The organism is Terrimicrobium sacchariphilum (genome assembly GCF_001613545.1).
Lineage (GTDB): Bacteria > Verrucomicrobiota > Verrucomicrobiia > Chthoniobacterales > Terrimicrobiaceae > Terrimicrobium > Terrimicrobium sacchariphilum.
In genome coordinates, this window is the sequence record NZ_BDCO01000002.1 from 725,637 (window position 1) to 744,680 (window position 19,044).

13 protein-coding genes are annotated in these 19,044 nt (G+C 60.7%); 2 read left to right on the top strand and 11 right to left on the bottom strand.

From position 1 onward, the window contains the following. Window positions 1–9: 9 nt before the first annotated feature. The 5 genes from TSACC_RS22065 to TSACC_RS03975 are packed head-to-tail and all read right to left on the bottom strand — an operon-like array spanning window position 10 to window position 6,318. Window positions 10–648 carry a type II secretion system protein gene (locus tag TSACC_RS22065; RefSeq protein WP_075078089.1) on the bottom strand — a complete coding sequence of 213 codons (639 nt, stop codon included), beginning with the start codon at window positions 646–648 and terminating at the stop codon, window positions 10–12. A 12-nt stretch (window positions 649–660) separates the two neighbouring features. Beyond that, window positions 661–1,269 carry a hypothetical protein gene (locus TSACC_RS03960; protein WP_075078090.1) on the bottom strand — a complete coding sequence of 203 codons (609 nt, stop codon included), beginning with the start codon at window positions 1,267–1,269 and terminating at the stop codon, window positions 661–663. A 31-nt stretch (window positions 1,270–1,300) separates the two neighbouring features. Further along, window positions 1,301–2,965, bottom strand: a complete 1,665-nt coding sequence (locus TSACC_RS03965; RefSeq protein ID WP_237763896.1) for a glycoside hydrolase family protein — start codon at window positions 2,963–2,965, stop codon at window positions 1,301–1,303. A gap of 31 nt (window positions 2,966–2,996) precedes the next feature. Continuing rightward, window positions 2,997–3,734: a PEP-CTERM sorting domain-containing protein gene (locus tag TSACC_RS03970; protein WP_075078092.1), complete on the bottom strand. Its 738-nt coding sequence runs from the start codon at window positions 3,732–3,734 to the stop codon at window positions 2,997–2,999. A 7-nt stretch (window positions 3,735–3,741) separates the two neighbouring features. Beyond that, window positions 3,742–6,318 carry a glycoside hydrolase family 38 N-terminal domain-containing protein gene (locus TSACC_RS03975; RefSeq protein WP_075078093.1) on the bottom strand — a complete coding sequence of 859 codons (2,577 nt, stop codon included), beginning with the start codon at window positions 6,316–6,318 and terminating at the stop codon, window positions 3,742–3,744. A 260-nt stretch (window positions 6,319–6,578) separates the two neighbouring features. On the opposite strand from TSACC_RS03975, the gene TSACC_RS03980 reads away from it, so the two are divergent. After that, a complete protein-coding gene (locus TSACC_RS03980; RefSeq protein WP_075078094.1) occupies window positions 6,579–7,709 on the top strand; it encodes a substrate-binding domain-containing protein in 1,131 nt (376 codons plus the stop codon). Window positions 7,710–7,761: 52 nt separating this feature from the next. Further along, on the top strand, window positions 7,762–8,466 hold the full coding sequence (locus tag TSACC_RS03985; RefSeq protein WP_075078095.1) for an SGNH/GDSL hydrolase family protein: 705 nt from the start codon (window positions 7,762–7,764) through the stop codon (window positions 8,464–8,466). 238 nt (window positions 8,467–8,704) lie between these two features. Here TSACC_RS03985 and TSACC_RS03990 read toward each other — a convergent pair whose 3' ends face one another. The 6 genes from TSACC_RS03990 to TSACC_RS04015 all read right to left on the bottom strand — a co-directional run bounded on the left by TSACC_RS03990 (window position 8,705) and on the right by TSACC_RS04015 (window position 18,661). Further along, the gene (locus TSACC_RS03990; protein WP_075078096.1) at window positions 8,705–10,006 is read right to left on the bottom strand and encodes a glycosyl hydrolase family 28 protein; all 1,302 of its coding nucleotides are present in this window, start codon (window positions 10,004–10,006) and stop codon (window positions 8,705–8,707) included. Continuing rightward, on the bottom strand, window positions 10,003–12,588 hold the full coding sequence (locus TSACC_RS03995) for a GH116 family glycosyl hydrolase (RefSeq protein WP_084400170.1): 2,586 nt from the start codon (window positions 12,586–12,588) through the stop codon (window positions 10,003–10,005). Before TSACC_RS03995 ends, TSACC_RS03990 begins: the two co-directional genes overlap by 4 nt. Window positions 12,589–12,726: 138 nt before the next feature. Then, entirely contained in the window at window positions 12,727–13,341 is a 615-nt protein-coding gene (gene vccD / locus TSACC_RS04000) for a Verru_Chthon cassette protein D (RefSeq protein ID WP_075078098.1), read from the bottom strand. Beyond that, a complete protein-coding gene (gene vccA, locus TSACC_RS04005) occupies window positions 13,338–17,201 on the bottom strand; it encodes a Verru_Chthon cassette protein A (protein WP_075078099.1) in 3,864 nt (1,287 codons plus the stop codon). The genes vccD and vccA overlap by 4 nt, the downstream gene beginning before the upstream one ends. A gap of 1 nt (window position 17,202) precedes the next feature. Continuing rightward, on the bottom strand, window positions 17,203–18,183 hold the full coding sequence (vccC, locus tag TSACC_RS04010; RefSeq protein WP_169809526.1) for a Verru_Chthon cassette protein C: 981 nt from the start codon (window positions 18,181–18,183) through the stop codon (window positions 17,203–17,205). Window positions 18,184–18,229: 46 nt separating this feature from the next. Next, entirely contained in the window at window positions 18,230–18,661 is a 432-nt protein-coding gene (locus TSACC_RS04015; RefSeq protein WP_075078101.1) for a hypothetical protein, read from the bottom strand. Window positions 18,662–19,044 lie beyond the last annotated feature (383 nt).

The following is a 19,044-nucleotide window of genomic DNA, read 5'->3' on the forward strand; positions in this document are numbered from 1 at the left end:
GGATTCATACTAGGGTTCCCAATAGGTCGGACGGTTGCTCAGGTTCTCGCCGCTGGCCTCGACATGGCCGTCTGCGAAAAGAAAATTCGAGAATACTCCATGAGCGTGATGGGCAAACTCTGGCATCCACGGCGTCTTTCCTGTTCCTGAAGCGGATATGCTGGCGATCGGCCATTCACAATAAACATGCACCTCGTAAAGCAGGATCTTTTTGGAGGGATTATTGACTTGGGCCATCTTCAGGCCACCAGTTTCTGGAGCTTTCAATAACTCGCTGTTACCGCGATAGCTGAAGGAACCCGGGGCTTCGGTGTGATTCGGGCAGTGCATGATGGTATGCGCCGCCAGGGAGGCCCGATCCGATCCCTGCTGCCAGTTCACGTAAGGAGCGACCTGGCTCCAGAACGAGGAGCTTACATTGCCGTCGACACCAATGTCATGAGTGGGCAGGCGGCCATCATTGTCAGCCGCATAGAGACCGAAACCGACTCCGGCCTGCTTGAGGTTATTCGCACAGGCAGCGGCCCGTGCATTGTCCCTGACCTTGAAAGCAACAGGAATGATCAGAATGGAAAGCGCGCCAATAATGCCGAGAGTCACGAGCAACTCGATCAGCGTAAAGGCCGATGACCTGGGGGAGGCACCCATAAGGTGGAAATATTAGTGATTTACTACGACGGAAATGAACGAGTCTGGAGAGGGGCCGCCTTGGGGATCTGTGCTCGTGAGCACCGCCCAATAGCCGCTGTCGCTCTGGATGTCCGTGCCCTCGGCGTGGCCGATGCGTAGATAGAACTCCTCCACTCCTGCTCCATCGATCTCCTTCTCACAGACAAATTTCGAAATGATTTTCGCGTCCGTCCTGGTGCCAAGGTTTTCGATCTCTTCGATCGGAGTCCAGGTTTGTCCATCCAGGCTAAAAGAAACGGCGACCTTGTCGTCACCTTCCCCGCTCTTCGCTCCGTCGAGGATGATCTGAGCCAGGCCCAGCGTGACCTTTTTGGCGCTGTACCCCGGCGGCAGAGCCACTTTCCAGATCACCCAGCTGTCGGTGGATCCGGCATCGGTCATGCACAGGCGATTGCCGTAGAGCAGGCTTACGCCCATGGCATCCCAGGCCAGGGTGTCGGGAGCGGTCGGTTCCGCGGAATAGATGGCGAGGGGCTTGGTGGCTGTACCCGACGACAACTCATCGCTGGAAAACTTGAGCTCCCGATCCAGGGTCAGGCCGCCGGCATATGCGCCGGGCAGCCCCAGGATGGCGGCCATGCAAACTGTCTGAAAATATCTGGGCATATCTTTATTTGGTTTCGAGGGGTTTCAAATCGATCGTGAGGAAAGCCACGCTGCATTTGGGAAGGAGGAGGGAATACTTATTGCCGCTCCCCGACAGGGATTTTTCCTCAACAGTCTGGAGACGGCTGCCTTTATCGACGTTTGCGGTCTTTTGGTAGATCGTCCAGGAGTTCGAGAGATTCTCACTGACCATCTGGGTCGAGACCTTGTCGGCCGCCATTCTCCCGCCGGGGCGGGATATCAGTTGGTCGAAATCCAGCTCCACCCGCAGGTCCTTCCCCAGATTTTCCGGGGGGCTCGTTTCCGGGATCTCAGCGGCATAGTTCCACAGCATGATCGTCAGCTTGTTCCTGTCGAGAGACGCGACGCCGTCGATCGCCTTGTTGGCGCTCGTCAAGGTGACACGTTCTCCAGACAACCGGGCTGCCATGTCCAGGATGTGAGCCGGGGTTTTGGGCCACGGCTGGCCGAAGACCTGAGGATTCACAAACAAGGAAGGCCAGCCCCACCCATTCGCCGCCAAGCCCGACGTGTTGGCGAGTTGCAGATCCGTAGTGACGAGGAAGATCGCTTCGTCGATCTCCTGCTCAGCCATCAGCTTGAGAAACGCAGCGCTCCATGCCGAGGCGATATTCGTGGCGTTCACATATCCGCAGGGGTCATTCTGCGTGTGATAGCTCGCCCCCCACTCCGTGATTTGAAACGGAATTCCCGGGAACGTCGCATCTCTCACGGACTTTGCCGCCTTCAGCATTTTGACAAAGGACGGGAAATTCATCGGATACTCGCCATTCAGGGACGATACGTTTCCATAGTAATGCACCCCAATGAAGTCGACGCGCAGCTTGTCCTTTGCCGCGTCTTTCAGGAACCGGTCCAGCCATTTGAAATCGCCGTACTTTTGAGTGAAAGCCCAGGCCAGAGCTGGGCCGCCGATCACGACGCGCAAACCTGGATACTCCTTTTCAAACTGCTCCGCCGCTTTCACGACGTTGGTATAGGTTTCGTAGTAGAGGCCGTAGAGCGCGGCGCTTCCCGCAGGCGTCTTCTCCGGAGTCAGTCGGCGTGCGAAGACGCCGCCGATGTCCGGTTCGTTGCCGATCTCGAAACGGGCGTTGAGGAAACCTTGATCCAGGAGGATGTACTTATAAAGCGCCCGCCAGTAAGCCCTCAGTTTTTGCCAGTCTCCGTTGAAATAAACGACCTGCCCCTCCTGCTGACCCAGGACAGAGACTCGCTCCTCGACATCCTTCGCTGTCGCCTGAAGTTCGCCAGGTACGCTTTGTCCGAAAATGATATGCGGTACGGCGCCCAGCTCCTTGCAGGTATTAAGATTCTGGTCGAGCCTCTCTGTTCCACCAGTGATGCGAAAGGTTCCATCCGGCTCAAAGATGCCGGTGACGCCATCCACATTGATACAGCGTATCGTCTTGACCCCAAATCGCTTGAGTTCCGCCGTCGTTTCAGCATTCGGATCGAACTCCCATCCGACGGCACCGGCAAGCTTCTTGAAGTGACTTAGCGAGTCATACTTTCCATTATACTCGCGGTCTTTCAAAATCGTGACCTGGACCGTTTTGCCCGCACCCTGAGGGGCTACCTCAGAGTGCGCAATGAAGCTCAGATTCATCATCGTCAAGAGAGCGCCCAGACAAAGGCTCCTGGCCATTTTCTTCATATCGCGCCGGAAAATGATCAACTCAAAGGCTCCGCTCGCACGAAGGACGCCGGAATCGACGACGCATGATGACTACGGAAAGGAGACTCAATCCCAGCAATACGGAAGTCCCGGGTTCCGGCACGGCCGTCACATCGACCACGATGTTGTCGAATCTCGCATGACCGTTCAGCCCGACCTGCTGGAGAACAAGCTGGTTGAAGGTATCATACTGCAGCCCGGGGCTGGTGCTGATGACGAGATCGCCGCCCTGATAGCCTCGCAAGGTCGTTCCATCCCAGGTCAGGGAAGCTCCCACCAGAGGCTGGCCTCCCGACTCTGAAGGCGCGTTGCCGCTCACCAGCAGCGATGTGTCCGCTCCCCCGGTGACGGTGAACAGTTCATATTTATATCCGGCAGCGGCCTGGCGAATGGTGTAGGCATATCCGTTTCCGCCATTGTCGAGCAGCTTGACTCCGAGCTGAAGAGTGAAGTCGTTCACACCCCATTCCCATCCGTAATCAAAATTGATCGTGAATGCGCTCACGATGGATGAGGAAAAGACAGTCTGGAGCTGGCTGTTTCCGCTGGTTGCCTCGGCCACATTGGAACCGTTAAAGTCTATGACGCTCCAGCTTCCTGAAACCACATTCCAGCCATCGAGGGTTCCGCTTGAGAAGTCGTCATTAACGACGACTGCGGCCTGTGCTGCGCCAGAGAAGGCAAGGACGGTTCCGCTTACGAAGCAGGCGATGGTTTTTACATAAGTACGCGTTTTCATATAGTTATTATTGGAGGGTATTTTGTTTGGAGGACTTTATGAAATCTGGCTTGTCTTTCGCCCGGACCAGCTCCCAGGCGGCTATCTCATGCGGCAGCATTTTCGTGAGTTCAAAATCCGCCCCGAAGCACCGCCCCGTAATGCGGGAGATGGGTGCATCCGACAGATTTTGCAGCCTGATGATCACAGTGCTTCCGCTTCCCTTTGTGACTCCCAGGAGCCGGATGCAGGGCTGATCGAGGTGGAACATGGAGTCCCTCGCCGGGAGCTCGGCTTCAGCGCGGGCCGCAAATGCCGGCACTGTAAGGGAAACAAGCGGGGTCTGCAGCTCGTCGGACCATCGTGCCAGTGAGTCCACGGTTGGCGTCAGCATGGCGCGAAAGACGTGCTCCCCGAGATCGGCGCACGGCTGCCATGGGCGCTCATGCCGGGCATAGTGGACATCGCTCGCGTACCGCGAAGTGCGTGCGATGGTGGCTCGGAGTTCGTCTTTCGTGGTATCAAAGCCGTAGAGAACATCGCTGGCGAAACCGATCCGGTTCTCGCCACTCCCGGCGCGCACCCACAGATTCCCGGAAACTTCCCCGCAAGCAGCACGAGCCACCTCGCCGCCCGGCACGGCATACTCTGCCCAGCCGTTGGCACCGGTCGCAGGCACGACCAGCTTCATGCGCACGCCGCGGTCGGCCAGGAGAGCCCGTCCGCTGATCTGAATGGCATCAGTCCTACCGTCGATCTGAATGGTGAGTTCGATCGTGGATCGGACATCCTTGCCCGCAAAACGAACCCACGTGGCAAACCGAAGAGGGCCGCTCTCCACCACCTCCGTCTCAACGATCGTCAGTCGCTCGATCTCTTTGGTGAGAAGCCAGGAGTCCTGCTCCTCATTCATCCCGCCCCATGCACCCCAGGTATCCTCGTAAAGACGGATCTGCATTCCCCCCGGCAGCCAGGCATTTCCCTCCCGCGTGAAATGGACGGCATCTTCACCGACGACGGCATCGCAGCGGAAACGAGGGGCTGCGGGACTCATCTCCGGCGCTTCCACGTTCGCACCCGGATCGATACCCATCTGCAGCAGTGTCCAGCCAAGGGGAGGGACGTCCACCGGCACCACGACCCGGCGTCTCCACGGGATATGGCGGAAGGAATCATGCTCCTCAGCGATGATCTGATGCGGCAGGGCCTTTCCTTGCGCGGCGTCGACGACGACGAGGGGAATTTCCTCGGTCCTGCCCTCGTAGGGCCAGAGCGGTCGATGGTCGAGGGAAACCTCCACCTCGACCTGAGAGCGGATCGCCCAGGGGTGGGGGTTCCATACGATCACTGGCTGCGGCTGGGCATGATCGGGGGGAACAGTCCATGCTCCGCTCCTGGTGTCGATGCGCCTCGCGAGTTGAAGAAGCGCGGATGTCTCCTCATCCTGCGCCTTCGTCGCGGCAAAACCAAGCTGAGCGAGTTGATCAGCATAGGCTCGTTCAATGCTGCTCCCCGGCAGGATGTCATGAAAGGCGTTGAAAAGCACAGCGTCCCAGGCATCCTTCAACCCCGTGAATCCGTCCGATGCCTCATCCGGGAGCCCGCAAAATGTCGAGGCGCGTTCGGCCCGCATGAGCTGCGCCTCGGTACGGCGGTAGGCGTATTTAAAACGAGCTACAGAAGCACTGCAGCCACGCAGGCAGAAGTTTAGCTCCCCTTCCACCGTCGGGATGGAATCTTCACCTCGCCTGTCCAGTTCCGCTCTTAACTCTCCAAAAAAGCTGTGCAGGCCGGAATGCCTTACCTCCACCTCGGGATGTTGACTGATCCACTCACGTATCTCCCGCAAGTGCCGCCGGGATGGGCCGCCCCCGTGATTGCCCAATCCGTAGAACAGCGCCGCCGTCTCGGCACCCTCCTCCTCCGCCCGCTCCAGGCAGGCATCGAGCCGCTCCCCAATGCCGGCTCGCTCGCTCGCATACCAGCCATCATGAGGACGGTAAGCCAGGATGCGCGCTCCACTGCGGGACCTCCACCAAAAGGCCTGTGAAGGAAGAGGGAATATCGCGGCTTGGGGCCGGGTGAATGCAAAGTTCTCCATGCCAGCGGCCTTCAATATCTCGGGAAGACCGGCGGAATGCCCGAAAGAGTCCGCCGCCCACGCCGTCCTCACCTCGACTCCAAAGGTCCGTCGAAAGTACTCCTTGCCGCGAATAAACTGACGAAGCATGGCCTCGGTGGAGGGGAGATTCGTATCGGGTTGAATCCAGTTGCCGCCGACAACATCCCACCGCCCCTCCTGAATCAGCCCGGCGATATCTGCGAAGAGATCCGGGGCATGCTGCTCGATGTAGCTGTAGATCGCAGCCTCCCCGCGAATAAAACGAAACTCCGGAAATTCCCTCAACAGCCCAACCATCGCCCGGCAGGTTGCGATTCCTTCATTCATTCCCTCGCGCCGATCCCACAGCCAGACGGGATCGAGATGCGCGTTGCCGATGAGGTGCAGCGTCAGCTTCACCGGAGACGCATCTTCGCAATCCGTCGTCGCGAGAGAATCGCACGATGAAGACACGTCGTTGACGGCCAGGGGGGAGGACAACATGGAGCGAATGCTGATCTATTTTGGTATTATTGTAAATACCAAAATCCAATTGAATGAAATTTCCTGCGGAACGCAAGGAATCGGCGGCCATCGTCTTCATCACACGCGATGCCAATGGATCACCATGGCATTCTTGCGATCTCTTCAGACTTCGGTTCCTCACGAAATCCCTCTTCTTGGTCTTTTTATCATGACAATGATGAGAAGCATTTATAGAGTTCCGACGATCCTGCGCTCATAGCCTCGCGTCCCACCACCTCATGCCCTTCAACGATCAAAGTCTGCTGCCCGCCTACGCACGGGTGTCCAAAGAGCTGCAGTCGCGGCTTTCCCGGATGGCCGTCGGGGCTCGAATGCCATCGGAGAGAGAACTTTGCATCGAGATGGGCGTCAGCCGAGTGACCTTGCGCAAGGCCATGGAACCATTTCACCGGGGTGGCTTCCTGGAAACCCGCCGGGGCGGCGGCACCTGGCTCGCCAAGGAGGTCACCGCTCCGCGCAACGACGCGGAGACTCCGGCGAGGCTCATCGGACTCGTCGTTCCGTCTGTAGCCATCAGCCTGCCAGCCCGCATTGTCCAAGGCGCGGAAGCCCTGGCCGCAGAGCGGGATTTTCACGTGGCACTGGCCCATGACCACGGCGACATGGACTACCAGATCAAGCAGCTCGCCCGCATGGTCGACGGCAATCTCGCAGGGATCGCGGTATTCCCCGATGTGGCAAATCTCGAGCGTCCGGTATTTCGGGACCTGATCAAGCGCATCAAGGCAAAGTCGATCCCTCTCGTCATGATCGATCGTTATCTGCCCGATATCGACACACCCAGCGTCCTTTCCGACAACGTCGCGGGGGCCTACGCGGCCACCGAGCACATGATTCTCAAGGGCCATCGCCGCCTGGCCCTCCTCTCCTTTGGCGAACGTTCCGGCGTGAGTGATTATGAGCGTCGCAAAGGATTCCTCAATGCCCTGCAGGATTATGGGATCAGGGCAAACCCCATTCATGAAGCCGCGCTAGGTGGAGTCAACCACGAGGAACTGGCCAGGAAGGTCGTCGGCGAATGGCTTGCAGCCGATGCCGCCCGAGGCGCGGTCCGCCCGCAGTTCGACGGGATATTCTGCATGCAGGATAACATGGCCTACGGAGCCTTCCTGGCGCTGCGAGAGGCGGGATTCTCCGTACCCAAGGACGTCGCCCTGGTGGGGTATGACAATCTTAACCGCGAGATTTTCCAGGCTGCCGGGCTGAATCTCACGAGCATCGATCAGCCGGCGGAAAAAATCGGTCGCCGGGCGGCAGCCCTCCTGATTGATCAGATCGAGGAACGCTCTGCAGCCCCCAAGCCCCGCCACATTTTGCTGCGACCGCAGTTGATCGTCCGGGACACCTGAGCGCCTTTCCACTGTCCTCATACGAGTACGCCCACACCAGCCCGAATCCGAAGTGCAACATTTCTTCGACCGCATCCAGGAAAAATCCCGAGACTTCTCGAAGCCGACGGTACGTATCGTCGCCTTTGGCGACAGCGTCACACAAGGCGTGATGGAACAACATGTCCTCGACAGCTCCAGTGTCTATCACCGGCAGGTGCAGATGAAGCTGGAGGATATTTACCCGACCGCCAGCTTTTCAACCTTCAACGCGGGAGTCTCCGGTGACAATGTGACGAATGCTCTCAAGCGCCTGGAGCGGGATGTCTTGAGCCAGAGGCCCGACCTTGTCCTGATTGCCTTTGGACTAAACGACTCCCTCAAGGGAGAACCGGGACTCGCCGAGTTTTCAGCAGGTTTGTCCGAGATGGTCCGCACCATTCGCAAGGAGACCGAGGCCGACATCATGCTATTGACTCCTCCTTTCATGGCCCGGAAGCCGAGCTTCCGCATCCATCCGGACCATCTCGGCATGGCGGATGCGATCATCACAATCCAGAGCACAGGCGTGCTGGAGCGGTATGCAGATGTCATTCGCGCCATCGCCCGCGAGCACAACATTCCGCTGGCAGATATTCACAAGGAATGGGCGCGGTTGGCGGCCAGCGGGCTGGACACCGACGTGTGGCTCATCAATGGACTCAACCATCCCGATCACCGGGGGCATCGACTTGCCGCCCATCTGGTGTTTCATCACCTGCTCGCCTGCCGCCCCTGAAGATCCGCACTATCCAGGCATGGGACGCTCGACGTGAGTCGCCTGGGCGAAGCTGGCCTCGATGGCAGTTTCATTTTACCTGGATAGGCGGCAATGCCATGTTGAAAATCCGCGTCGGCCCGGCGGCTTTTTGTTTTTCGGAGCGACTGCGCTGCTTGGGGCGACAAGAGGGCGATGTCAAGGAAGGTCATCCCAGGAAGAACCTCCGTGCTACCTCCAGCGGAAATCGGCTTTTTGCTTACTCAAAGGTCACGCCATGGGCGTGGCGGGTGACAAGATCGAGCTGATCCGCGTTTTGGACCCGGCGGCCGCCCAGCACGAAGTTCTGAAAGCGCACGTTTTCGATGGCATGGTCCGCGTCGTATCCCGCGATCACGCTGAGCGTGTAGCCGACGTTGGGCGCGATCTGCGTGACCGTGATGTTTCGCAGGAGGAGGTTGCGGGCGTGTCCTCGCTCGGCATCCCGGTTCCAGCGGGACCAGACCAGCCGGAAGTCTACGAGCTTGTCGTAGTGGTGCTCGACGCGGATGTTCTCCCACGTGATGTTTTCCACCAGGGCGCGGTCGCCGCTGTGAATGCCGAAGACCGAGCCGAAGTTGTGCACCGCGAGGACGTCGATGTCGTCAAACCGGACATTGCGTATGGACTCGGTACTCGTCTCGTAGCCGATCTCCATGGCGGACCCGCCGTGAATGTTGTAAAACGCACAGGAGGACACGACGACATCCTCCACGGGGTTGTTCCAGTTTTCGTGATTCTGCCCCGGGTTGTCCTTCAGGGCCTTGATGGCGATGTTGTCGTCGCCGTTGTGCAGCATGCAGCCCGAGATGCGGACTTCCCGGGAGCCGACGATGTCGATGCCGTCGGAGCTCACATCGTCGGCGATCTGCCGGACGCCGCGAACTCTTGCGTTTTCGCAATTGGCGAGCACGACCATCCAACTCGTCGGCCCCAGCATCAGCAGGTTCTCCACGGAGCAATCGCGGCAGTTTTCGAAGACGATCGACTTTAGCCGCCTGCCCTCGTGCCGGGGCCAGAAGCTGCCCTCGAAAATACCGTAGCCGCCAACGCGCACGCCCGAGCAGCCCTGCGCCCGTATCGCCCCGCTCACCACCGCTCCGGGCTCGATCCAGCAGATCTCTCCATCATTGAGGGTGATCATTCCCGCCTCATGGATGCGCCCGGCCTCAAACCTCTTCACATGGGCTCCGGCAGGTGCTTCCTGTGCCGGAGGGAGAGCGTAAAGATACAGCAGGGGAAGACCTGCGACCTCCACTTGCAGGAGTGTCGGGCCGGGGATCTCAAAACGCGCTTTCCGGTCCGTGATCTCGACGGTGATTCCGTGGCGGAGCGGACGCACCAGGACGCTCTTTACCGGCTGGGCAAAGGTGATCTCGATGGCGACGGAGCCATCGCATTCGAACGACGCATGGTGCGCCGCCGTGTGGTGCAGGACATCCAGCGATTCGCCGGAGGTCGTGATTTGAAAGACATCGGAACGAGGAAGTTCCTTGGGGTAGCGGTGAGGGAGCGGGGTCATACAGGGATTAGTTCTCGGGAAAGCGGTGAGAGGGACGTGAGGGTGAGCGTTTCCCCCGCGGGGATCTGGAGTTCCCGGGAGAAGTCAAAACAGAGAAACCCGTCCCTCAGGGTGCCGGGGTGCTCCTCGCTCCCGGCGGCCAGCACCTGGTTCTCTCCGCTCCAGGCCTCGGCCGGGTGCGCGCGCAGGCGCAGCGACCGCACCTTCAGCACGCCGGAGACAACCTCGATGGAGGCAGACCTCCCGGTCCGGCGGAACAGACCATACGACTCGCTCGTGGTGAAAAAGAGGCGGCAGTCGCCCGAGGCATCCGTGATCCTGGGGGCGATCGTCATCACGCCGTTGACCAGCGTGAAGCCCAGCGCGGCCGGAATGATGGCCCACGCCGACATGGGGCGGAAGTAGTGGCCGCCAAATTCCTGGTGATCCCAGTAGATGCCCCATCGGCGGTAGCGTTCGTCGATGTTGCGTACGATGTCGAGGCCCTCGGCGGTCATGCCTTCGTAGATGAGGAGTGAGGCAAACGCCAGTTCGACTCCGCTCCAGCATGTGTTTGCCTGGTCGACCCAGCAATCCTCCGGTACGTCGTGGAGAAAGGTGTCGCCGGGCCACTGGCAGTTGCGCAACCCCTGGTCGGGAGCGTAGTTGTGGCGCAGGATCGCCTGCAGCGACGACCGCACCCGCTCGGGTTTGAGAAAGCCGGGCAGATTGAGCAGCAGCGCCGCCCAGTGGCCGATGATCTGGTCGGTCATGCAGCCTGGGTCGGATTTGTCACCATCCACGTAAAGATCGTAGTACGTCCCGTTCCATGCGTGATCCTCGACCACCCGGGAGGCCTGCTGGAGGACGGAGCGATACCGTCGGGCGGATGCCTCGTCGCCGACGAGCGGGGCCGCAGTGGCGGCGGCGGCATAAGCAGCGAGCCACTGTGTCGCCACATAAGGGGCCACCCCGTACATGGGAAAATTATCGTACGAGCACATAATGCCCTCCATGTCCGGCAGCCCGTCGCCATTCTTGTCGCGTCGGGCGAGTCCATACTCCAGCGCCTTGACCACGGATGGCCATACCTCGGCGAGGAACTCCGCATCGTCGGCCCAGAGACCGGCGCGCAGCGCCATATAGGCGTGCTGTGCGGGCATGTCGAGCCGCAGGCCCGACGCCTCCAGCGGACTCTTCATCTGGAAGTTTTGCCGGATGGAATGAACCACCGAGCCATCGTCGTTCTGGAACCGCACGTGGGAGCGGATGACAGCGCGCTCCAGCTCGGGAAAGAGCAGCGCCGTGGCGATGCCGCCATACATCGCGACATCCATGGTCGACAGCCCCGCGTAGGCGCGGGTCGGCCCGAGCCCTTCCAGCAGCCCGAAATCGCCCCGGGAGGTGAACCAGCTGCTCGTGCGAAAGGTGTTGAGATGGGAGTTGATCTGGTCGAGCGCAAACCCCGGGAGCGTCGAGGCAAAGAAGGTGTCGTGAAAAAGGCGCGACTCGTCCCGCAGCCGCGTGATCTCCTCGGCGCAGTAGCCAGCGACTTCGGCGGCGGACCCAAAGAAGTTGCTGTAGTAGTGCCCCTCGATGAGTTCGCTCTCCGCGCCATCAGGCTGCGCTTCCGTGCCCGAGGCAGCCGCCTCCAGGTAGCCAGCGGGGCCGATGCCGGGACACCGCGCCGGGATGGCATGGCGGTTCGGGAAATCCCAGGTGGCGAGAAAGGTGTGGTCCGCTTTCTGCCCACGCTTCTCCAGGCGGAAGGCACGGCCGATGCTATTGAAGCAGTTATGGATGGCCCGCAGCTTTCCTGTCCTGGGATCGATCGCGTTGCGGGCGTCGGTATCGTCCAGATCGGGGAGGTCGGGCTGTCGCAGGAGGCGCTCGTAGTAGGGATGGGGATGCCCCCAGCCGCAGTAGTACCGCGACTCCGGGTGCAGGGAGGACAGCCCCATGCTGCCGAAGGATTCGCGGGTGCGATCCATGCCGTCGCATGACATCTCGCACGTTCTTCCCCAGGGTGCGTCGACGATCCGATTCCTCCACGTCTTGTCCGGCTCGTCGTAGCCGACCCAGTTTCTCATCGAGGAGAGCAGCAGCACGTCGACCGGCTTGCCGCAGGTGGAGCGGAGGGAAAAGTCAAAGAACGCGGCGGGCAGCGCCGAGTCCTTTGCATTGCGGGGAATGAAGGGAGACCATGCGCGCAGGGTCACCTCCAGGGGCATGTTCGCGGCGGAGTACTTCAGGTCCGCAAAGGGGAACGAGGCTTCGTAATGAATCGCATCCACTCCGCTCAGCCAGGGGAAGATGTATTGGAACTCATGCTCCTCCAGCCCTGCGACCCCATGGCTCTCCTCGATCTGCAGCAGGCACAGGCGCGGCGTTTCTCCCTCGACCTGGTATCGAATGACGAAGAATAGAGCCGATTGGGAATTCTCAAGAAAATAGGAGCCCTGGGCGATGGGGCGGTTATTAAAGATCCGCCAGTTGTAAAATTGCCCATCCTGCCGCAACTCGAACCATCCGCAGCCCAAGCCGCCCATCGCGATGCCGCTGCGGGGCTTTTGCGCGCGGGTCATTGTTACTGAATAGGCCATTTGGGTTGTTAACTATCCTTCGCCAACCAGGCAGAACCAGTGCGACGTCACGCATATTGATGCAGTGCGGAACTTTCTTTCCGGCAGGGAAAACAGAGCTTCCGCGCGGGAGGATGGGCGGCCGGGGCGGGCTGATCTTCAGGGCCGCCACGTTGTGACGTTGCCGTTCACGGCATCCATCACAAGGGTGACATAATTTGCCGGCGGCTTGGCCAGGTTGTCTCCGTCGCGTACGTCATGCAGCGTGAGAAACCAGGGGGTGCCGGGGAAGGGGGGGACATTGGCGCTCCCGTCGGGCCGGAACCGGAAAGACCACGCCTCGTACGAGGTGCCGACGCCGGAGACCGGCGGTTTCGTTTCGGAGCCCCAGGCCTTTTTCAGCGAGGGATCGGCGAGGGTGGAGAGGGTCGTGCCGGAGTCGATGAGGATCTGGGAGGGGAGTTTTTTGAGGCGGCTGACTGCGATGGCCTGGCCGTCCGTGTTATAAGTGAAAAGCTGAAATGCGCCGAGCCGCTCCTCGGTGCCCGGCGCGGAGGGGTCTTTGAAGCGGATGAGCCGTACCTCGACCTCCTGGTTCTGCGCGATGGCGGTTTGCCGGGCCAGCGAGAGCATGGAGGTGAGTTCGTTTTCAGCCGAGGAGAGAGCCGATGCTCGCTGGATGGAGCTGATCGCGGGGACGGCCAGGGTGGCCAGCAGGCCGATGAGCGCCATGACGACGAGCAACTCGATGAGGCTGAAGGCTCGGCTTCTCATGGGGTGAACCGTTTCACGTTGGCCACTCGCCAGCGGTAGAGTCCTTCCACGCTCTGGCTGCTTTGCGTTGCAAAATCCACAATCGCCGGGTCCTCGGGATCGATGTAGCGCTCGATCATCGCGGACCCCCGGTACTCGCCTGCGACGATGTCCTTGCCCTCGACCCATTGATCGACCGGCGTCGAGGGAATCTTCTTAAGGTTCTGCACGATGAAGTGCACGGTGAAGACATTCGACTTGGTCGTCACTCGCGGGTAGATCGTTGTGTAAGGCCGCTCGCGCACGTTGTCCCCGGTGAGCATGTGGTTTTCCCAGTAGGTCTTCATCGTGCCTGATGTCGCGGAGGAGTCCGTCGTATCGCCGGGCACGAGGTCGATCGAGCAGATTTCGCTCGCGGACCGGAAGATGTCACCCGCGGTGAAACGCTTGGAGAATCCCTTCAAGGTCTCGTCGGCGTTGATCTTGAAACGCTGGTCGGGATTGGTGGCTGCGTTCCAACTGCTTTTGCTGGTCGTCTTTGCGCCGCTCTTTCCGGTGATGGCGAGCATGCGCTCGGAGGCGAGCACGGCGCGCATACCGGTTTCCCTCGTGATGTAGGAGAAGGGCATGATCTGGTAGTTCATGTTAATCTTGCCCGCGGTGGAAAAGGGTTCGCTGATGGCGTAGGGCTCGACGATTGGCATCCAGAAGAGATCAAGCAGCAGATGATCGGCGGGGCTTTGCGCTCCGAAATGTTTCCCGGTGGGATCGGGCCGGAAGAGCAGGGTCTGCCACGATGCCCCTTTGGTGGTGCCCGTCGGCAGCGAGCCAAACATGCCCGGCGAAGGCAGCTGTTTGTTGGGTGAGGTGATGTTCTTGTCGGGGGGGTAGCCGTCCCAGTCGAAATACGGCACACCGCCGCCGGCGGAGGAATACGCCAGCCCCTCGTCGGCTTTGTTCAGGTACGCGCCATCGGGCGACCGGCCGAAGCCATTGTTCCAATCTCCCGGGGCATCGGAGGGGGAGCCTGTGGTCGAAGCGTAGACTCCGTTGATCTCGCCGCGGACGAAGGGATAGTAGCTCGGCTCGTTGTTCCAGACGTTCGGCGGGCTGTCGACGGCCCAGTTGATGTTTGGCACGAGGTTCCCCCCGCGGGTGGCGTCGGGCATCGGATTGCCGTTGCCGTCGCGCAGTCCATGGGCGCGTCGTGCCTCGCCATCGTAGTCTTTGTGCTTGGAGAACCAGCTCGCGGGGACATTGGCCATGTAGGAGAGGCGGCGGAAATCCCCGCCCACGTAATCGCCCGAGGACGTTTTGTCGACCAGTTGGACCGACCGCACGACATCGCCGTAGTCCGTGCTGGTAACGGTCTTGAGCGGGTCTGTCGGGTTGACATCCCGGTTGTCGATCAGGAGCACGCCGTTGTTTTGCGCCTTGCCGCCCGCTCCGTCGATGTCGGGAGCCGCCTGTTGATAGCCCAGGAGCGTGCCTTGGGCGTTGTAGTTTCCGCGCACGACGGGCCTGGGGATCGGCAGTTTCGCGACGTCGGGAAAGTTGAAGGTGTAGGTCTGGATGGTCTCGCCATCGGCAGAGCGCAAGGTCACATCAAAGGTTCCCCCCTTGAGGTTCCAGCGCGCCTTCACGGGATCGCCCCTGATCACAGGTGTGGCGGCCGAGACGAGTTCGAAGCGCCTCCGGGCATCGGACTCGCTGATGGCGTGATCCGCCAGCGCTGAGTACGAGTGGTTGCCGCCGAAGTTTCGCCGGTTGCCCTGTCCCATGGCGCGCTCGTTGGCATTGGCCCATTGCGTCACGGTGGATCCGTTCTTGAAGAAGTTGAACGGCTCGTTGGGCTGGCCGCTGACCAGCGATGCGGACTTGGCGGGATCGGCATCGGCCACGGGGAAGCAGGTGAACGTATTGGTGGCGGTGACGGTCAGCTGCAAGTTGGTAAAGCTCACCATGAAGCCCTGCATGGCGTTCATGAAGTTGAAATAAAGCGCCGCACGGAACTTGGTCTCGGTGTCCTTCGCCTGGCCGCTGGGCGGCGTCGTCGGGATGCCGACGCAGTAAAAGACGAGGAAGGCCTGGTCGATGACGGGGAATCTCCCCGCGCCCTTGGTGTCACTGATCTTGATGGGGACGACGAGGCCTGGCGAGCGGTAGGGCGAGGTGGAGGGGCTGTACCATGTGCCGCCGATCTTGTACGAGTCCGAGTAGGTGCCGCTGGTCGGCAGGTTGGGATCGTTGAGATTGCATGAGCGGATGTAGTCAAAGATTTCCGTGAGGATCTGGTCCCGCTCTCCCGAGCCGTATTTGCTGGCAAAGTTTCCGCCGAAGCCCGGGATGTTTCGCGACGTGATATCCTGGAGGTAGGAATAGAGGCGCTGGTTGCGGGGGATGCCCTGGTAGTCGTTGGACGTGCTCTTGGAGTCGTAACGCTGGAAGTAAAACGGATAGGAGTTTGATGATCCGGAGGCGCTGCCGAGGGTGGCGCACCGGGCGATGAGCCGGTCCTGGGCGGTGCGGTGATCGGAGTCGTCGGTCTTGTGAATCGGCCAGATGGCCACTCGCGGCAACCCAAAGAGATTGACCTCCGGCGCGCGATTGTTGGCCGTGAGAAAGAAGCGGGCCCGCTCCAGCACGTCGTTGGTGATCGAAGGGTCCGATCCGGCGAGATCCGGCGCGTAAAGCATCTCGTCCACGCTGCTGTAGAGGCGCTCGGTTTTCTGCGCCAGCGGAGCCACCGCGCCCGAGGTCATGGTCGTGATGACGGTGCCTCCCTCGGTGCCGCCGAAGCGGTAGCGCGGGGTGAGCTTGAGGTAACGCTTCAGCCGCGTGCTGATCTCGTCGGCTGCACTCGGGGCGATGCGCGTGGTGGCGGCGGACATTCCCGCTGGCTTGTAGTTGGTGTCGTAGGTGATGGGCACGTCGTTGATCGACGGGATCCAGGGCTTGAGCACCGTGCTGAGCGCGGTGTTTGAGGGGTGCCCCGGGTAGCGTTGAAACTCGTTCACGGTGGGGGAGAACATCGACAGCACGAAGTCCGGCGCTCCGGAGTAGTGTGGGAGGTCGTAATACGTCGCCTCCGATGCCGTGTTAATGTTTACCTTGGAGGACTCGTCATCGACCCAGTAGGCGATGCGGCCCACGATGGGATTGCTCTTGGAGGGCTGGACCGGTCCGGTGAAGGTGATCGTCCCGCTCGTGCTGTCGTCGGGATGAAGGAGCTGGCCGTTGGCCAGCACATACAGCCACCGCACCGGCATCGGAAGACGCTGGTCGTTTGGCGAACCGCCCGGGCCGACGATGCCATTGATCGTCCCGCTGGTGTAGTTGAACCCCTCGATGCTGGTGGCGGCCGCGCCTGTCTGGGCGCGAGGGTCCACGATGGGAAACTCCAGCGATTGATTCCCTCCGGATTCGGTGCGGATCACGGGGCTGTTGAGATCGACATAGACGCCTTTTTGCTTGTTCCAGTTGACCGGCGGCAGTTCATCCCCCGGCTTGAATGAGCTGCCGGGCACGGAATCCGAAGACGCCGAGTAAAGCCGGTAAAATGTGCCGGGCGAGCCTGTCGACGTGTAGGTGCGGATCATGCCCGGCTGCGACGCCCAGGATACCGCAGGAGAACCCGGGTCGCTCGGATCTGTCAGCCCCGATGTGGCCTCGCGGATGCGCGAGATGGCGATCTGCGGCACGGAGTCCGCCAACTGCCGGACGTTTACGGAATTGGCCTGGGCCGAGGACGAAAAGGTCTCGCCGGAGATACTGCTCAGGAATGAAACGGCCAGCGCGGTGACGATGAGCAGAAAGGCCAGCGCAATGATCAATGCCGCGCCCTTGCTTTGGCGGGGCCTGCGAGGAAATGTATGGGCCATATCAGTTCGACTGTTCGGTGCTCCAGCGTGCGGCTCGCACGACGACATTGGCGGTGAAGACGCGGAAATTGATGTTTTGTTTCGCGAGGTGATCCTGGAGATCCTGGAGGTCCTGCTCGACCTTGGCGGCGGCTCCGGAGCCGAAGGCGAACTTCCCGGCGAGCCCGAAGTCGGGAGGCGAGGTGCCTGTGGTCAGGCGGGCCGCGGAGTTTTCGTCGATGGCGATCATCGTCACCTGCACCACGGGGGGCAGCTGATTCTTCGGATTGATCGAGGCGTCGGTCCTGGCGTCGGTGGAGTCGTAGAGCAGCTCCGGCGCCAGACGGCTCTCCGTTTGGTCATCCTGGGACGACAACTTGGGGACAAAGACCAGGGCGATGATGTTGTCGGCCAGGATGTGGACCGGGCGCGTCGACCCGGCCAGGCTGGAGGTGAACCAGTTTCGTCCCGTGTACGACGGCTGGCCGGAGGTCTCCTTGTAGATGCTCAGGTCGTCCCGGGGTTGGATCAGCTCGTAGAGCCTGCTGCGGAACCGGGGCTGTGAGAAGGGCGGGCGCGCGGCGGTGTTGTCTCCAAACTCCACGAAGTAGCCGCAGGTATTGAGGAGGTTGTTGAGGCCTCCTCCATCCACGGTCGCATTCGGGTTTACCAACCCCGCCGGGGACTGGAAAAATATGCCGTGCGTGGACCATGTTTTTCCCGATGGCGCCGCGCCTGCGATCTTGTCCATCGGCCCCGAGAGGAAGCGTAGTTCCGACTGCCGGATGTAGCGCTGTGGGTTGGCCGGGTTGTCGTAATCCCAATAGGTGTTGAGCGTAGCTTCCGCGAGGCGGCGCGTGATGGTGTCAAATGCCTCCCGCGCGGCGCGGAATTGCTCGACCTTGGCCGACGTGCGGAGCCACACCTTGCGGGTCAGGTCGGTGATCGATGCCAGGATCACCACCAGCAGCGAGATCACCGCGACGGAGATGAGCACTTCCATCAGGCTGAAGCCTGTGGCTCTCCTCGCGTGATGCCTGCGGCAGCCGCTATCTCGTCCGCGCCACATAGAACGTGCGGCGAATGCAGGTCGCGGCTGATTTCTCGGGAGCCATAAACCCCCCGGTGGCGGGGTCCCGGCTCAGGGTGCCGGTGCCGGGTGTCTTCACGATGTCAACCACCACGGTGGCAAGGCTCGACGATGCATTGAGCTTTGCGCCCACCGCGACCTGAAATACCGGATTGTCCGCGCTCGTGCACTCGAGGCCCTGCTCGCTAAAGTAGCGGACGGGCAACTGGGTCGTTCCCGGGTGGGACGAGGTGAGCGTCGAAAAATCCGCCTGCCCCGCGTCGGCAGCTGCTCGCTGATAGATCTGCGACGTCACCGAGGTGTCCATCGCATGCTGGAAGCTGGAAAGGCCAACCGGCAGCAAACCCATGATCGGCAGCACTGCGACAGCCGTGACGGCCAGAGCAATCATGACCTCAACGAGACTGAACGCGTCGGGCGTTGGAATTCTTCTGGGGGGGCGATTCATTCTGGGGTGAATGTCACGTGCTCTCTTATCATAAACAAGGGGAGATGCACGCATATTGATGCGCTCTTTTCCTAGGCATATATGCGGGGCTCGCTGGCAGGCGGCCGACGCGGGAGAGGCTAAGTCAATATTCCCTTGCGTAAGGCGGCATGATGCTCGCGGGGCGACGGGGGGTTATTAATATATGTGTCCGGGCGAGGAATAACGCAAAGGGAGACGCTCGATGTTTGTTATTAGCTCTTGGGTGATGTCTAGCGGAATGGCGGTCGCTTTTCTTATGTCCCGGGATCGGCCGGTCTGATCGGGTCACGCCTGCCAGATTCATG

Coding starts and splice junctions, on each gene's coding strand:
- TSACC_RS03960 (WP_075078090.1), bottom strand. CDS start 1,269: ATGGCCGCCATCCTGGGGCTGCCCGGCGCATATGCCGGCGGCCTGACC.
- TSACC_RS03965 (WP_237763896.1), bottom strand. CDS start 2,965: ATGGCCAGGAGCCTTTGTCTGGGCGCTCTCTTGACGATGATGAATCTG.
- TSACC_RS03975 (WP_075078093.1), bottom strand. CDS start 6,318: ATGTTGTCCTCCCCCCTGGCCGTCAACGACGTGTCTTCATCGTGCGAT.
- vccD (WP_075078098.1), bottom strand. CDS start 13,341: ATGAGAAGCCGAGCCTTCAGCCTCATCGAGTTGCTCGTCGTCATGGCG.
- vccC (WP_169809526.1), bottom strand. CDS start 18,183: ATGGAAGTGCTCATCTCCGTCGCGGTGATCTCGCTGCTGGTGGTGATC.
- TSACC_RS03995 (WP_084400170.1), bottom strand. CDS start 12,588: ATGGCCTATTCAGTAACAATGACCCGCGCGCAAAAGCCCCGCAGCGGC.
- TSACC_RS03970 (WP_075078092.1), bottom strand. CDS start 3,734: ATGAAAACGCGTACTTATGTAAAAACCATCGCCTGCTTCGTAAGCGGA.
- vccA (WP_075078099.1), bottom strand. CDS start 17,201: ATGGCCCATACATTTCCTCGCAGGCCCCGCCAAAGCAAGGGCGCGGCA.
- TSACC_RS03990 (WP_075078096.1), bottom strand. CDS start 10,006: ATGACCCCGCTCCCTCACCGCTACCCCAAGGAACTTCCTCGTTCCGAT.
- TSACC_RS03980 (WP_075078094.1), top strand. CDS start 6,579: ATGCCCTTCAACGATCAAAGTCTGCTGCCCGCCTACGCACGGGTGTCC.
- TSACC_RS22065 (WP_075078089.1), bottom strand. CDS start 648: ATGGGTGCCTCCCCCAGGTCATCGGCCTTTACGCTGATCGAGTTGCTC.
- TSACC_RS04015 (WP_075078101.1), bottom strand. CDS start 18,661: ATGATTGCTCTGGCCGTCACGGCTGTCGCAGTGCTGCCGATCATGGGT.